Origin of the sequence: uncultured Stenotrophomonas sp., assembly GCF_963519925.1 — a bacterium.
Taxonomy (GTDB): domain Bacteria; phylum Pseudomonadota; class Gammaproteobacteria; order Xanthomonadales; family Xanthomonadaceae; genus Stenotrophomonas; species Stenotrophomonas maltophilia_AE.
Genome location: NZ_CAUQPH010000008.1, coordinates 1 through 14,530 on the forward strand (window position 1 = coordinate 1; position 14,530 = coordinate 14,530).

Consider the following 14,530-nt stretch of genomic DNA (forward strand, 5'->3'; position numbering starts at 1 on the left):
CGTCCAGCCCGCGCCAGCCGTATTGCGCCGCGCCGATCTCGGCGCCGTCGCGCGCGGCCAGCACCACCGGCAGGCAGTCGGCGGTGAGGATGGCCAGCACCACCCCCGGCACCGAGGTCACCGCCGCATCGGCAGTGGGTTCGTCGTCCACACCGATGGCGCCGGGCGGGCCCTCGAAGCGCAGCACGCCCGTGCCATGCACCTGGCGCAGCCAGTGCGGTGCCGAGGGCAGGCCGAGGCCATCCCGCAGCAGGGAACGATTGAGCTCCACCTGGGCCGGATCATCGCCGTCGGCGGCATACCGGTTGCCCATGTTGAACTGCTCGAACGGCGGCAACGACCCACCCGCGCCATGGCGCAGGGTGGTCACGGCATGCACCCCGGGCGGCGCCACCCACTCCGCCGCCAGCACCGGCACGGCAGCGTGGGCCAGGGACAGCGGCGCAGCGGACGTGGCCATCAGCGGCGCCCGCGCTCCAGCTCGGCGATACGCTTGGTGTCTTCGCGCAGCGCGTCCATCAGCGCGACCATGTCAGCCGGCACCGGCGCACTGTTGCGGATCGGCTCGCCGGTGATCGGGTGCGCGAATTCCAGCGTTTCGGCATGCAGCGCCTGGCGCTTGAAGCCGCGCAGCTGGGCCACGAGCTCGTCGCTGGCGCCCTTGGGCAGCTTCAGCGCACCGCCGTACAGCGAATCGCCGACGATGGCGTGCTTGAGGTGGGCCATGTGCACGCGGATCTGGTGGGTACGCCCGGTCTCCAGGCGGCACTCCAGCGCGGTGTGGGCGCGGAACCGCTCGCGCAGGCGGTAATGGGTCACAGCGTCCTTGCCGTCCTCGCGCACCGCCATGCGGATGCGGTCGCGCGGGTGGCGGTCGATCGGCGCATCGGCGGTACCGCCGGACACCAGCGCGCCCACCACCACTGCCAGGTACTGGCGGTGCACGTTGCGCGCGGCCAGCTGTTCCACCAGCGCGGTCTGCGCCTGGATCGTACGGGCCACCACCATGACACCGCTGGTGTCCTTGTCCAGGCGGTGCACGATGCCGGCGCGCGGCAGCACCGACAGGCCCGGGTCGCGGAACAGCAGCGCGTTGACCAGGGTGCCGCTCGGGTTGCCGGCGCCCGGGTGGACCACCAGGCCGACCGGCTTGTTGATCACGTAAACGTGTTCATCCTCGTACAGGATGTCCAGCGGGATGTCTTCGGGCTCCGCATGGGTCTGGGTGTCCAGCACGACATGCAGGCTGGCCACCTCGCCGCCGCGCACCGGGTCGCGGCCGCGCACCGGGTTGCCGTCCAGCAGCACGTCGCCAGACTTGATCCACTCGGTCAGCTTGGACCGGGAGAATTCGGGGAACAGTTCGGCCAGCACGGCGTCGAAGCGCCGCCCAGCGGCGGTATCGGGCACCGTGGCCTGGCGGGTGGAGTCGGTTTCAGAAGGGTTATCGGACATGGGGAGCACACCGCAGGAAGACAAATTGGGGGTCCCGGCGACCACTTTCAGTCGCAGGACAGGCCACTAGGCTATCATCGACCCTTCGTATTCCAGCCGCGTCCCGCCCTGACCCCATGATCCGACGCTCTTCCCTGCTGTCCGCGCCCGTCCGCACCGCGGCCCTGATGCTGGTCCTGGCCCTCGTTTCCACCGGCTGCCACCGTGGCGCCAAGGGTGACAACCCGGAGGAAGGCCAGCCGGTAGAAACGATCTACGAAAAGAGCCATGGCCTGATGGAAAAGGGCAACTGGAGCGGCGCCGAGGCGACCTTCCGCCGCCTGATCGCCCAGTACCCGTACGGCCCGTACACCGAGCAGGCGATGATCGAAACCGCCTACGCCCAGTACAAGGCCGGCAAGCACGATGACGCGGTGTCCAGCATCGACCGCTTCATCCGCACCTACCCGACCCACCGCAACATCGCCTACATGTACTACCTGCGCGGGCTGGCCAACAGCAACCGCAACACGGTGTTCCTGCGCCGCGTGTGGTCGCTGGACCCGAGCCGCCGCGACCTGTCCACCCCGCGCCAGGCCTACGCCGACTTCAACATCGTCGTCGAGCGTTACCCCAACAGCCGTTACGCCGCCGACGCACGCAGCCGCATGCTCGAGCTGCGCGACGTGTTCGCCCAGCACGAGCTGGACAACGCCCTGTACTACCTGCGCCGCGAGGCCTGGGTCTCGGCCGCCGGCCGCGCCAACTACCTGCTGGAAACCTACCCGCAGAGCGCCTTCCAGTACGACGCCGTGGCCGCGCTGGGTGAGGCCTATACCCACCTGGGCAACAAGACCCTGGCCGACGACGCCCGCCGCGTGCTGGAGCTGAACCAGCCCGAGCACCCGTGGCTGCAGGGCAACTGGCCGAAGTACCCGTGGATGGTCCGCAAGCTGAACCCGTTCGCAGGCGAGAAGTCGGCCAGCACCGGCCAGCGCAATGCGACCATGAACCGCCGTTGATTCCAGCGCGGTAGGAAATTGAAGCGGGCAGCCTCATGGCTGCCCGTTTTTTTTGTGTGCGCGGATGCGTAATTCTTGAAGGCACGTCCAGCGGAAGCCGGCTACCTTCCGCTCCCCGCCCCCGTCGTCCGTCCCCGCCATGTCCCGAATTCCCTCCGCGCCCCCTGCCGCGCTCCCGTTGCGCCGCACCGACGCTGCGTCACGTCCGTCCCCGGCGCCGGGACGGCTCGACATCAGCGCCATCGAAAACCGCCTGTTTTCCAGCGCCCCAAGCCGGAAGACTGCTCCTGCCGCGCCCGGTCGCGGCATCGCGCAGACGCTGAAGGAGGTCAGGACAACAACCGGGGGGACGGCGCCCAGGATGGCCCAGCGGAACAATCCCGTGGCGTTCACCCCGCCCTCCCGCACGGTCAGCTTTGCCGATCGTCCTGACGTTGGCCGCACGCCGAACTCGTGGCAGGCGGCCTCCAGTCGCGTCGCGGTGGATTTCGACGCGTTGACCCAGGCGCTGCCCGTGCTCGACGACGGCGACGAGGTATCAACCCGGTACGTCCGCAAGCTGCTGTTGCAGTCGTTGGCAGCCAACACGGACCACGGCCTGGTGTCGGCCCGGTCGGAGAAGCTGCTGGTGCGCGCGCTCGACGAGATCGGCCGCAACAGCGGGTACAGCTGTCAGGAAGGATCCCTCCCGTTCGACGTGCTGCACAGCTTCATCAGCCGTGCGCAGCACGTGCGACCGGATCTGTTCCGCTAGCCTGCGCTCAGCCTTTGTAGCCGTTGCTGATCGGATAGCGCCGTTCGCGACCGAACGCGCGCCGCGACACCTTCGGTCCCGGTGCGGCCTGGTGGCGCTTCCACTCGCTGGTGCGCACCAGCCGCAGCACCCGGTCGACCACCTCGGCGGCGTAGCCGGCCGCCACGATCTCCTCGCGCGACTGCTCCTGGTCCACGTAGCGGTACAGGATGCCGTCCAGCACGTCGTAGGCCGGCAGCGAATCCTGGTCGGTCTGGTTGGCGCGCAGCTCGGCCGACGGCGGCCGCGCGATCACCGCCGGCGGGATCACCGGCGCACCGCCCACCGTGTTGCGCCACTTGGACAAGCCGAACACCTCGGTCTTGTACAGGTCCTTCAGCGGCGCATAGCCACCGCACATGTCACCGTAGATGGTGGCGTAGCCGACCGCGTACTCGCTCTTGTTGCCGGTGGTGAGCAGCAGCCCGCCGAACTTGTTGGACAGCGCCATCAGGATCACCCCGCGTGCGCGCGACTGCAGGTTTTCCTCGGTCACGTCCGCCGGCTGGCCTTCGAACATCGGGCCGAGCGCGGTCATCAGGCCTTCGAACACCGGTTCGATCGATACCGCTTCCAGCTTCACCCCCAACGCGCGGCACTGCTCGGCGGCCAGGTCGTTGGACATGTCCGCGGTATAGCGTGATGGCAGGCGCACCGCGGTGACGTTGTCCGCACCCAGCGCGTCCACCGCCATCGCCAGCACCAGCGCCGAATCGATGCCGCCGGACAGGCCCAGCCACACCTTCTTGAACCCGTTCTTGCCGCAGTAGTCGCGGATGCCGCGGGTGACCGCGCGCCAGGCCAGCGCATCCATGCTCTCGTCGCCATCGTCCATCCACTCGCGCGGCAGGAAACGGCGGGATTCCGCGTCGTAGTCCACCACCAGCCACTGGTCGGTGAAGGCCGCGGCGGCCGGGTGCACGGTGCCATCGCCGTCGGCCACTACCGATGCGCCGTCGAACGTCAGTGCGTCCTGCCCGCCGACCATGTTGACGTACAGCAGCGCCGCACCGCTTTCGCGGGTGCGTTCGGCCAGCAGCGCATCGCGCTGGGCGTGCTTGCCGCGCTCGTAGGGCGACGCATTGGGAATCACCACCAGTTCGGCGCCATTGCGCACGGTGTCGGCCAGCGGCTCCGGGAACCACAGGTCTTCGCACACCAGCACGCCCACCGGCACGCCCTTCAGGTCGAACACGCAGCTGCCGCCGTCGGGGTCGATGTCGAAGTAGCGGCGTTCGTCGAACACCGCATAGTTGGGCAGCTCGCGCTTGCGGTAGGTGTGCAGCACCTCGCCGTCGCGCAGCACGCTGGCGGCGTTGTAGACCACCGCACCGGTGGCCTCGGGCCAGCCGACCACGGCGGTGATGCCCTGGGTGCTTGCGGCGATTCGCGCCATTGCCTGCTGGCAGTCGTACAGGAAGCGGGGACGCAGCAGCAGGTCTTCGGGCGGGTAGCCACTGATGGCAAGTTCCGGGAACACCACCAGCTCGGCGCCGAACTCATCGCGCGCCTCGGCGATCATCGCGATGATGGTGTCGGTGTTGCGTTCGACCGTACCGACCGGGAAATCGAACTGGGCCATCGCGATGCGGATCGAGGTCATGTGGTGAAGCCTGTGGTTGCGATGGCCCATTGTAGCGCTGGTGGTTCGGCGGACTGCAAAAGCAGAAAAGCCGCCCCTGGGGGCGGCTTTTCGTTTGCCGACTAACAGTCGGCGCTACGCGTGGTTGGCCGCGTTGCGGCCGGCGCGCTTATTTCACCAGCTTGGCGATGGCGGCGCCCAGGTCGCCCGGCGAGCGGACGGTGACCACACCGGCAGCTTCCATGGCGGCGAACTTGCCTTCGGCCGTGCCCTTGCCGCCCGATGCGATCGCACCGGCGTGGCCCATGCGCTTGCCGGCCGGAGCCGACGCACCGGCGATGAAACCGACGACCGGCTTCTTCACGTGGTTCTTGATGTACTCGGCGCCGGCTTCTTCAGCGTCGCCGCCGATTTCGCCGACCATGATGATGCCTTCGGTCTGCGGGTCTTCGTTGAACAGCTTGAGGCAGTCGACGAAGTTCAGGCCGTTGATCGGGTCACCACCGATACCGATGCAGGTGGACTGGCCCAGGCCGACTTCGGTGGTCTGCTTGACCGCTTCATAGGTCAGGGTGCCCGAACGCGACACGATGCCGATCTTGCCCGGCTTGTGGATGTGGCCCGGCATGATGCCGATCTTGCATTCGCCCGGGGTGATCACGCCGGGGCAGTTCGGCCCGATCAGCACGGTGTCCGGATGCGCACGGGTCAGCACGTTCTTCACGCGCAGCATGTCCAGCACCGGAATGCCTTCGGTGATGCACACGATGACCTTGATGCCGGCAGCCGCAGCTTCCAGGATCGCGTCAGCCGCGTACGGCGGCGGCACGTAGATGACCGACGCATCAGCGCCGGTGCTCTGCACGGCATCGGCCACGGTGTTGAACACCGGCAGGTCGATATGGGTGGTGCCGCCCTTGCCCGGCGTCACGCCGCCGACGACCTGGGTGCCGTACTCGATCATCTGAGTGGCGTGGAAGGTGCCCTGCTGGCCGGTGAAGCCCTGCACGATCACCTTGGTGTTCTTATTGATCAAAACAGACATTGTTATTCCTTCGGTGTCGGATCAGGCGGCGTTCTTGACAGCTTCGACGACCTTCTTGGCACCGTCGTTGATGTTGTCAGCCGGGATGATGGCCATGCCGCTGTCGCGCAGCAGCTGCTTGCCTTCTTCCACGTTGGTGCCTTCCAGGCGCACCACGACCGGAACCTTGACGCCCACTTCCTTGACCGCGGCGATGATGCCCTCGGCGATCATGTCGCAGCGGACGATGCCGCCGAAGATGTTGACGAAGATGCCTTCGACCTTGTCCGAGGACAGGATCAGCTTGAACGCTTCGATGACGCGCTGCTTGTTCGCACCGCCGCCCACGTCCAGGAAGTTCGCCGGCTCGCCGCCGTTGAGCTTGATCACGTCCATGGTGGCCATGGCCAGGCCGGCGCCGTTCACCATGCAGCCGATGTTGCCGTCCATGGTGACGTAGTTGATGTCCAGCTCCGAAGCGGTCACTTCGGTTTCGTCTTCCTGGGTCTTGTCGCGCATGGCGACCAGGGCCTTCTGACGGAATGCGGCGTTGTCGTCGCTGTCGAACTTGCCGTCCAGCGCGTACAGGTTGCCGTCGTCCAGGATCGCCAGCGGGTTGATTTCAACCAGCGCCAGGTCCTTTTCGTTGAACAGGCGGTACAGGTTCACCATGATGCTGGCGAACTGGCCGGCCTGCTTGGCGGTCAGGCCGAGCTTGAAGCCGAAATCGCGGCCGTGGTAACCCTGCACGCCTTCAACGAAATCGACGTTGAGCGAGTGGATCAGCTCCGGGGTTTCAGCAGCAACCTGCTCGATCTCCACGCCGCCTTCCGAAGAGGCGATGTAGGTGATGGTCTTGGTGCCACGGTCGACCAGCACCGACAGGTACAGTTCCTTGACGATCTCACCGGCGGTGGTCACCAGCACCAGGTTGACCGGCAGTTCAACGCCCGCGGTCTGGTAGGTGGCCATCTTGGTGCCGAGCATCTTGGCCGCAGCGGCCTTGACGTCATCGGTGGTCTTGCAGAACTTGACGCCGCCAGCCTTGCCGCGACCGCCCGCATGGATCTGAGCCTTCACCATCCAGGGGCCCTGGCCCAAGGCATTGGCCGCTTCGACCGCTTCTTCGGGAGTCGCTGCGACCTTGCCGGCCGGGACCGGGATGCCGTACTCGGCAAGCAGCTGTTTTGACTGGTATTCGTGGAAATTCATGCGTCACCGTGGGAATAGGAACGACCGCACGCACGGACCGCGGCGGGCCCACTATTGTGGACGACCCGGCGCGCAGGCGCAAAATGCGTGTGAAACCGGCAGCCCGCCGTGGAACTTTTCCACCGCCATTCAGTCAGTTGCGTCGGCCAGGGCAGGCGGGGCGCGGTTCGCAAGCGGGCAGAATGCGCGGCCTGGCGCAGGCCACCCATCTTCGGGTGGGTTTCCTATACTGTGAGGATACGAGCAGCCGGGCAGAGCCCGGCTCTACGGCGGGGGGGCCGGTAGAGCCGGGCTCTGCCCGGCTTCACCACCCGACAGCCAGAAGGGGAGTTCCGGCGTGTCACCCAGCGCTTCACTGATCGACCGCATCGAGTCCTTGCCGAAGCGGGAGCTGTACTTCTTCGCCCTGTACCGGGTGCTGATCGCCGCGGTCATCGCCGCGCTGTTGTTCAGCCCGCTCAGTGGGCTGGTGGGGGAGTCCACCCACCCGGAACTGGCTGCGATCGTCAGCATCAGCTACCTGGTGGCGTCGCTGCTCATCCTCATGCTCGGCCGCAACGACCGCTGGCTGCGCCGCACCGTGGTCACCAGCCTGCTGGTGGACATCGCCGCCACCGTGCTGCTGGCCCATGCCCTGCCCGGCGCCAGCGCCGGCCTCTCCATGGCCCTGCTGTTCAACATCGCCGCCGCCGCCACCCTGCTGCCGCTGTCGTGGGGCATGGGCCTTGCCCTGACGGCCGGGGCCGCCACCGCCGGCGGCTACGTGTGGAACCTGCTGGAAACCGGCGACCCCACCCGCACCCTGGCCGAGCTGGCCATGTTCATCAGCAGCTTCCTGGCCTTGGCGTTCGTCAGCTACCAGGTCGGCAACCGTGCCCGCCAGAATCAGCAGCTCGCCAACCAGCGCGGCGACGAGGTGGCCAACCTGTTCCAGATCAACGAACTGATCATCCGCCGCATGCGCACCGGCGTGCTGGTGGTGGACGCGGCCAACCGCATCACCCTGGCCAACGAAGCGGCCTCCACCCTGATCGGCGACAACGACGGCAACAGCGGCACCGGCCTGCTCGACCTGGGCAGCGCCGCCCCCGACCTCAGCCGCCGCCTGCAGCGCTGGCGTAATGGCTGGGCCAACGAAGAAACCCCACTGCAGCTCTCCGCCGACCAGCCCGAAGTGCAGCCGCGCTTCGCCCGCCTGCTGGCCGGCAGCGACCTCACCCTGGTGTTCCTGGACGACTCCAGCGTGGTCTCGCGGCGCGCCGAATCGCTCACCCTGTCGGCCATGGGTCGGTTCTCGGCCAGCCTGGCCCACGAGATCCGCAACCCGCTGGCGGCGATCAACTACGCCGCCCAGCTGCTGGAAGAGTCCACCGCCATCGGCGACACCGACCGCCGCCTGCTGCAGATCATCCACCAGCAGTGCCAGCGCACCAACGGCATCGTCGAAAGCGTATTGGGGCTGGCCCGGCGCGAACGGGCCAACCCGGAAAACCTGGACCTGGCCGCGTTCGTGCGCCGCTTCGTGCTGGAGTACAAGCAGAGCCTGACCCTGGAAACGGACAGCATCGAGCCGATCATCAGCGCCTCCTCCGTGCATGGCCTGGTCGACCCGCGCCACCTGCACCAGATCCTCACCGTGCTGGTCCACAACGCGCTCAAGTACGGCCGCACCGGCCAGGACCCGGCCCGGGTACGACTGCGGGTGGCGCGCCAGGACCGCTCAGCGGTGATCGACGTGATGGACCGCGGCCCGGGCATTCCCGAATCGGTGGCCGCCCAGCTGTTCCGGCCGTTCTTCACCACCTCCGAGCACGGCACCGGGCTGGGCCTGTATATCGCCCGCGAACTGTGCCGCGCCAACCAGGCCAGCCTGGAGTACGTGTCGGTGCCGGCAGGCGGTGCGTGCTTCCGGCTGGTGCTGCCCGGCCCGCACACCATGCTGCCGCAATGATCCGCTACCCTGCGGGCGTCAACAATTTGTCGTTATCAACCGCACTCGGCTATCTTTCCCCCATATGAACGAAACCCGCAGCGCCCTCGTCGTCGACGACGAACGCGACATCCGCGAACTGCTGGTACTGACCCTGGGCCGCATGGGCCTGCGCATCAGCACCGCCGCCAACCTTGCCGAAGCGCGCGAGCTGCTGGCCAGCAACCCCTACGACCTGTGCATCACCGACATGCGGCTGCCCGACGGCAACGGCATCGAACTGGTCACCGAAATCGCCCAGCACTACCCGCGCACCCCGGTGGCGATGATCACCGCCTTCGGCAGCATGGACCTGGCGGTGGAAGCACTGAAGGCCGGCGCGTTCGACTTCGTCAGCAAGCCGGTGGACATTTCGGTGCTGCGCGGCCTGGTCAAGCACGCACTGGAACTCAACAACACCGAGCGCCCCGCCCCGCCGCCGCTGACCAGCGACACCACCGCACGCCTGCTCGGCGAGTCGGCCGCGATGGACGGCCTGCGTGCCACCATCACCAAGGTCGCGCGCAGCCAGGCGCCGGTGTACATCCTGGGCGAATCGGGCGTGGGCAAGGAGCTGGTGGCGCGCACCATCCACGGCCAGAGCGCGCGTGCGGCCGGCCCGTTCGTGCCGGTGAACTGCGGCGCCATTCCATCGGAACTGATGGAAAGCGAATTCTTCGGGCACAAGAAGGGCAGCTTCAGCGGCGCCCACGCCGACAAGCCCGGCCTGTTCCAGGCCGCGCATGGGGGCACCCTGTTCCTGGATGAAGTGGCCGAGCTGCCGCTGCAGATGCAGGTGAAGCTGCTTCGTGCGATCCAGGAGAAATCGATCCGCCCGGTGGGCGCGGCCACCGAAGTGCCGGTGGATGTGCGCATTCTTTCTGCCACCCACAAGGACCTGGGCGACCTGGTGGAGGATGGGCGCTTCCGCCACGACCTGTATTACCGCATCAACGTGATTGAACTGCGCGTGCCGCCGCTGCGCGAGCGCCGCAGCGACCTGCCGCAGTTGGCGGCCTCCATTCTTTCCCGCTTGGCGCGCACGCACGGCCGCCCCACCCCGCTGCTGGCGCCGTCGGCGCTGGAAGCGCTGGGCGCATACCACTTCCCGGGCAACGTGCGCGAGCTGGAGAACATCCTGGAGCGTGCGCTGGCCCTGGCCGAAGGCGACAGCATCGGCGACAGCGACCTGCGCCTGCCGCAGCCGGGGGCGGTGCGCCAGACCGGCGCGGCGGTGGCGGCGCATGAAGAAGCCGTGGTGGACCTGCCTGCGGGCAGTGGCGCGCTGCCTTCGTATATCGAACAGATGGAACGCACCGCGATCCAGAAGGCGCTGGAAGAGAACCGCTGGAACAAGACCAAGACCGCAGCGCAGTTGGGGATCACCTTCCGTGCGTTGCGGTACAAGCTGAAAAAGCTGGGAATGGATTGAATCCGAAACCGGCTTGAATTCCACGTGGGGCAACAAACCCGTAGAGCCACGCCCTGCGTGGCTGGGCGCGATGATCGTCACGTTCTTATCCCGGGGCCGCGACCCCGGCTTCGCCACGCACCGCGATGACACGCATGGCGTGTCACTACGTTCGACCGTTTGACGCGATGACACGCGTGGCGTGTCACTGCGCCAACTGCGTGATCCGCGTAGCGACACGCCACGCGTGTCCCACGTCAACCATGACGCGACCACCCCACCCAAACCGCACCACCGTCGCACTTCCGCCCAAACCCGCGCCACTCGCGACACGGTTTAGGCAACGCCTACCGAAAGTCGCAAACCCAACAGAAACAATCAACTAGCCGCCCAACACATCATCGCGCATGGTGTGCGACGGAGCTTCAAATCTCCATGTACGTGCAAAATTATGGACGTCCCATGTCGGGAGGGTGGCTAATACAAGACCCCTCATCCGGGGAAATACGCCACGCCGCTCGCACGTACGCGGATTTGAACCTCCCGGCTCCCTTGCCCACCCGGCAAGGGAGATTTCCCCTTGGAGGCTCCCCATGCGCTCAGCACGCAACACCCCTCTCTTCCCCGAAGTCCACCTCCCCACCGCAGCCCGCCCGCGCCACTACACCGTGCGCGCGCATACCTACGCGTGGATGGACACCTTCAGCAACGGTGCCGCACCGTGCCTTTCGATACACGGACACTGGCTGGAAAAGGCAGGCTTCCGAACCGGTGCAAGCGTCAGCGTCGAAGCCAGCGTCGGCCAGTTGATCGTCCGCTTGATCGAATACCCCGAATCAACGCGCGACCGGCAGCCGCGGAACTTTGAAAAGCATATCGAAAAGCTGGGTAGCGCAGATCCGGGCAGCGACGTCGTACACGAACACCCCGGCTGGCTGGTGCGCGAGCACATCCTCGCTCCCATGGGCGCGTCCACATTGGACTTCGCCCACGCCATCGGCATCTCGCAGGATCTGGCCGAATGCTTTCTCGCCGGCGACCACGACGTCGATCTGGACCTGGCAGAACGCCTGGCCCCGTTCTCCAGCACCTCGCAGTGGTTCTGGTGGAAGCTGCAGCAGAAGCACCAGACGGTGAGGTAGAGCCGGGCTCTGCCCGGCTGGCCCAACGAAGGGGCACCAGAGCCGAGGCATCGAGTCAAACGCCAATGGTGAAGAACATGCCATCACTTTGCCTGACACGCCCTTCGCCAGGCTATCGAGCTCGCGGCCAGGTCCAATCCTGATTCGCCATCGAGAACATCCCGCAACTTAAACAGCGCGCCCAGGCCTCTGCTCGCCATGGTCTCTGGCCCAATCGCTCTTTGGGACTTCCAGCAACTTGAACGCGAACAGGGGCCCTCAAGCAATCGCAAGCAAGGCGCAGGTACCCCGGCCCACATCCCAGAAACATAATTTCCGCAAAGCATCCCGACTAAGGGTGTGGATCTGCCTCTGCCCGAGCAACCAAAGCGATTTCATCGTCAGGCAAGGCATAGTGGACGATGCCGATTTCCGCGGTTTCGATCAAGACACCACTGGACAGAAATCCCCCACCCACCATTTCCTCCTTGGTCAACCAACCCTCATAGCCAGTCAAGCATTGCCAGTTGTCAAAATCGCGAATTACCACCCCTCTTATATCGCCTTCAACAAGCACCGAGTCCCCTACAGCAATGCCTGGTCCATTATTAACATACTTCATCGCACCTCCCTGAGCCTTGTTGACCAACGGCCAAACGGCCACCCAATTCCGCAGCGCGCCTTGCTTCGTACCCACGACTGTATTGCCCGCCATAACCCTGAGCTTGGAAACTCAGATGCGGAAGCCCATGACGTTCCAGCTATCAGCCGCCCGGACAATCAGCAGCCATCGAGCAGTCTTGATTGATCCTCCACGTCGACATAAACGGAGGGATCGAATTCCAATGATGCACCGGCTTCTGCAATTTTCCGTATCACGTCTGAAGTGAAGTGCATGCTGGCTCGATCATCGCGGCGAAGAGTCGGCTGCAGCAAGACGCGAGGGTTCCATCGAGGCAGCAACTCGCCTACCTCGACACAAGCGTCCTTCAGCATGGCGTAGATCAACAGTTCAACATTCTCGAAACTGTACACGCCACAGGCCGACCTCGCGATTACCTTTTCCGCTCCAGAGCCCGGATCAGAGCCAAGAACGAAGGCACTGACCTCGGGCGGTGCCACCCGCGCGCCGGTCATTTCCGAGCGAAGATACTCCATCCCATCGTACATATAAGGATCGAAGTCAATGCTGGCGCCCACAGCTGAAATCCTCCGGATCAATTCCGCGGAAAGCCTCATCCTGGCGCGCACACCTCGTTCGCTTCGGAGCCAAACGGACAATTGAGGCCTCAAGAGCGGAAGCTCCGCGCCTCCGACCGATTGATCAACCATGCTCACGGCGTCCGAGACTGCCCGCTGAAGATTCTCAGTCGTGTACCCATCCATTGAGACCATTGCGAGTTCAACCTGCGCGCCGGTGTAGGGAGGCCATCCGTGGACGAAAACCCTGATTTCTGGTAATTCCATTTTCATCTGAAGTCCCAACGGCAAGTGGGCACGCCCCGTTGCATTTGATTTTTTTGGGCGCATCATCCCGCATGTTCTCACCAAGTCGCCGCACCCCGGTCATCGAGCGTGTCTTCACGCAGTGTCGTCTTCAGAGACGCCGGGGCGCCCGCTTCTGGCAAACCGCTTTGTCACCCCCGTATTTCACGTACACCGCACTGGAAGGACCGTCACCGTTCTTATAGATGACGGCCAGCGCTTGGAGCGTAGACTGAGGGGGTTCATTACTCATTGTTTTGTTCCTCAGCGCCTCGACCCTTCTGCCGTACCTCACAGAGCTTGTCGCTTGACCTGCAGCACAAGCACCGATCAATACGGTAGCGGCGTGACTACTTCGGCCGGTGACGATTTCAGTCGTCCGTCCGAGCCTCACTTGACCTGAGCAACACCCCAGCGCCATCAGGACGATTTTAAGTCTCCGCCGACCTTACCGATCGTAGCCATCTATAGCCCGGCACTGTCGCCCTCGGCTCGAACAAACTCCTGGGCGGCCTCATTCCCCGCAGAAGCGGCAGCGTGAATCAAGCGCATCCCTTTCAGGACATCGGCGGAAACGCCGACCCCATGCACCAACGAGAGCCCGTACTCATACTGAGCTGGGGGGTAGCCTTGACGAGCTGCGGCCGCAAAACTCTCTGCTGCCAGCTTCTTGTCCAATGGCGCCAGGTCACCGAACAAGTGATACATGCCTTGCATGAATAGCGCAGGCGCGTAGCCCGATTTCGCCGCCACTCTCACAGAATCGACATGACGTGCGTGGAATTGCTCTTCACTCTCGCCCGGCTGACTCGACATGGCCGATAGGTAAAGCGCCTCTGCAAGACCGAACTCCACAAGAGGCGCGAGCAGGACCCTCACGCCATCCCAGTCATCCGCGCTAACGAGGCGGTCGTACTCGGTCGTCACTGCAGTTGGCAAATTAGCCATTCGGGATGATCTCATGACACCTTGGGGACCTGCAGCGACATTTCTTCCGTTCCGATTGGCTCATCAAATACAAGCGCAAACTGCGCCTGTGCCTGCACTACTAACTGCTCATAACGCTGACCCTGTAACCCAGCCGTCGCTGCAGATTGATAAAGACGAAAAACGCAGGTCCGCACGTAAACCACAGTGCACCGATCAAACGGCCGGCGGCAACCTCGCACCTCGCACCTCGCACCTCGCAGCATGGACGGACGTCCCCAGGCCAACCAGACCGCAAGACACCTCAACCGCGGCGAATTAGCGTGAAATCAACATCGGGACACGGAAAATGCACCAAGCCGATTTCCAACGATTTCACCAGGGCGCCTTGTGCAAGGTAACCCCAATGCTCCTCCAGATAATCAGGGGTGTACATCCCGGTATCTAACACCGCGACAACCGTTCCGGTCACCCCCCCACCCAGATCCACCTGGTCATGGAGCAGCACCTCAAACCCGTCTTCGTACTTCACTTCCCTACTCCTCGGGAG

At 65.0% G+C, this 14,530-nt stretch carries 14 protein-coding genes; 5 read left to right on the plus strand and 9 right to left on the minus strand.

Features of this window, described 5'->3' with window-relative positions; genetic code table 11:
* Both RWO33_RS02890 and rluD read right to left on the minus strand, forming a co-directional pair.
* Nucleotides 1-460, minus strand: a 460-nt coding sequence (locus tag RWO33_RS02890; RefSeq protein WP_314101834.1) for a laccase domain-containing protein, incomplete at its 3' end; no start/stop codon positions are given.
* Nucleotides 460-1,455 (minus strand): 23S rRNA pseudouridine(1911/1915/1917) synthase RluD, encoded by a 996-nt coding sequence (gene rluD, locus RWO33_RS02895; RefSeq protein WP_145479392.1) that lies wholly within the window; start codon nt 1,453-1,455, stop codon nt 460-462. The genes RWO33_RS02890 and rluD, both read right to left, overlap by 1 nt.
* Before the next feature lie 116 nt (nt 1,456-1,571).
* On the opposite strand from rluD, the gene RWO33_RS02900 reads away from it, so the two are divergent.
* Both RWO33_RS02900 and RWO33_RS02905 read left to right on the plus strand, forming a co-directional pair.
* Nucleotides 1,572-2,456, plus strand: coding sequence for an outer membrane protein assembly factor BamD (locus RWO33_RS02900; RefSeq protein WP_145479391.1), 885 nt, complete (start codon nt 1,572-1,574; stop codon nt 2,454-2,456).
* A 139-nt stretch (nt 2,457-2,595) separates the two neighbouring features.
* On the plus strand, nt 2,596-3,210 hold the full coding sequence (locus tag RWO33_RS02905; protein ID WP_314101836.1) for a hypothetical protein: 615 nt from the start codon (nt 2,596-2,598) through the stop codon (nt 3,208-3,210).
* Between the two features lie 7 nt (nt 3,211-3,217).
* Here RWO33_RS02905 and RWO33_RS02910 read toward each other — a convergent pair whose 3' ends face one another.
* The 3 genes from RWO33_RS02910 to sucC all read right to left on the minus strand — a co-directional run bounded on the left by RWO33_RS02910 (nt 3,218) and on the right by sucC (nt 7,067).
* Complete coding sequence (locus RWO33_RS02910) at nt 3,218-4,852, minus strand: NAD+ synthase (RefSeq protein ID WP_314101838.1); 1,635 nt, start codon at nt 4,850-4,852, stop codon at nt 3,218-3,220.
* Between the two features lie 148 nt (nt 4,853-5,000).
* Nucleotides 5,001-5,876 (minus strand): succinate--CoA ligase subunit alpha, encoded by an 876-nt coding sequence (gene sucD / locus RWO33_RS02915; RefSeq protein WP_145479388.1) that lies wholly within the window; start codon nt 5,874-5,876, stop codon nt 5,001-5,003.
* A 21-nt stretch (nt 5,877-5,897) separates the two neighbouring features.
* Nucleotides 5,898-7,067: an ADP-forming succinate--CoA ligase subunit beta gene (gene sucC / locus RWO33_RS02920; protein WP_145479387.1), complete on the minus strand. Its 1,170-nt coding sequence runs from the start codon at nt 7,065-7,067 to the stop codon at nt 5,898-5,900.
* Between the two features lie 337 nt (nt 7,068-7,404).
* On the opposite strand from sucC, the gene RWO33_RS02925 reads away from it, so the two are divergent.
* From RWO33_RS02925 to RWO33_RS02935, 3 genes are all read left to right on the plus strand, one after another.
* Complete coding sequence (locus RWO33_RS02925) at nt 7,405-9,018, plus strand: ATP-binding protein (protein WP_314101840.1); 1,614 nt, start codon at nt 7,405-7,407, stop codon at nt 9,016-9,018.
* Between the two features lie 64 nt (nt 9,019-9,082).
* On the plus strand, nt 9,083-10,468 hold the full coding sequence (locus RWO33_RS02930; RefSeq protein ID WP_314101842.1) for a sigma-54 dependent transcriptional regulator: 1,386 nt from the start codon (nt 9,083-9,085) through the stop codon (nt 10,466-10,468).
* A gap of 572 nt (nt 10,469-11,040) precedes the next feature.
* Complete coding sequence (locus RWO33_RS02935) at nt 11,041-11,589, plus strand: SymE family type I addiction module toxin (RefSeq protein ID WP_314101844.1); 549 nt, start codon at nt 11,041-11,043, stop codon at nt 11,587-11,589.
* A gap of 331 nt (nt 11,590-11,920) precedes the next feature.
* Here RWO33_RS02935 and RWO33_RS02940 read toward each other — a convergent pair whose 3' ends face one another.
* The 4 genes from RWO33_RS02940 to RWO33_RS02955 form a co-directional block, all read right to left on the minus strand.
* Nucleotides 11,921-12,190 carry a hypothetical protein gene (locus tag RWO33_RS02940; protein ID WP_314101846.1) on the minus strand — a complete coding sequence of 90 codons (270 nt, stop codon included), beginning with the start codon at nt 12,188-12,190 and terminating at the stop codon, nt 11,921-11,923.
* Between the two features lie 158 nt (nt 12,191-12,348).
* Nucleotides 12,349-13,041, minus strand: coding sequence for a hypothetical protein (locus RWO33_RS02945; protein ID WP_314101848.1), 693 nt, complete (start codon nt 13,039-13,041; stop codon nt 12,349-12,351).
* 477 nt (nt 13,042-13,518) lie between these two features.
* Nucleotides 13,519-14,001, minus strand: coding sequence for a hypothetical protein (locus RWO33_RS02950; protein WP_314101850.1), 483 nt, complete (start codon nt 13,999-14,001; stop codon nt 13,519-13,521).
* Nucleotides 14,002-14,284: 283 nt separating this feature from the next.
* Nucleotides 14,285-14,512 (minus strand): hypothetical protein, encoded by a 228-nt coding sequence (locus RWO33_RS02955; protein ID WP_314101852.1) that lies wholly within the window; start codon nt 14,510-14,512, stop codon nt 14,285-14,287.
* Between the last annotated feature and the right edge of the window lie 18 nt (nt 14,513-14,530).

Excerpts from the sequence above, each read along its gene's own strand:
- rluD (WP_145479392.1), bottom strand. The coding sequence starts at position 1,455 with ATGTCCGATAACCCTTCTGAAACCGACTCCACCCGCCAGGCCACGGTG.
- RWO33_RS02900 (WP_145479391.1), top strand. The coding sequence starts at position 1,572 with ATGATCCGACGCTCTTCCCTGCTGTCCGCGCCCGTCCGCACCGCGGCC.
- RWO33_RS02905 (WP_314101836.1), top strand. The coding sequence starts at position 2,596 with ATGTCCCGAATTCCCTCCGCGCCCCCTGCCGCGCTCCCGTTGCGCCGC.
- RWO33_RS02910 (WP_314101838.1), bottom strand. The coding sequence starts at position 4,852 with ATGACCTCGATCCGCATCGCGATGGCCCAGTTCGATTTCCCGGTCGGT.
- sucD (WP_145479388.1), bottom strand. The coding sequence starts at position 5,876 with ATGTCTGTTTTGATCAATAAGAACACCAAGGTGATCGTGCAGGGCTTC.
- sucC (WP_145479387.1), bottom strand. The coding sequence starts at position 7,067 with ATGAATTTCCACGAATACCAGTCAAAACAGCTGCTTGCCGAGTACGGC.
- RWO33_RS02930 (WP_314101842.1), top strand. The coding sequence starts at position 9,083 with ATGAACGAAACCCGCAGCGCCCTCGTCGTCGACGACGAACGCGACATC.
- RWO33_RS02935 (WP_314101844.1), top strand. The coding sequence starts at position 11,041 with ATGCGCTCAGCACGCAACACCCCTCTCTTCCCCGAAGTCCACCTCCCC.
- RWO33_RS02940 (WP_314101846.1), bottom strand. The coding sequence starts at position 12,190 with ATGAAGTATGTTAATAATGGACCAGGCATTGCTGTAGGGGACTCGGTG.
- RWO33_RS02945 (WP_314101848.1), bottom strand. The coding sequence starts at position 13,041 with ATGAAAATGGAATTACCAGAAATCAGGGTTTTCGTCCACGGATGGCCT.
- RWO33_RS02950 (WP_314101850.1), bottom strand. The coding sequence starts at position 14,001 with ATGGCTAATTTGCCAACTGCAGTGACGACCGAGTACGACCGCCTCGTT.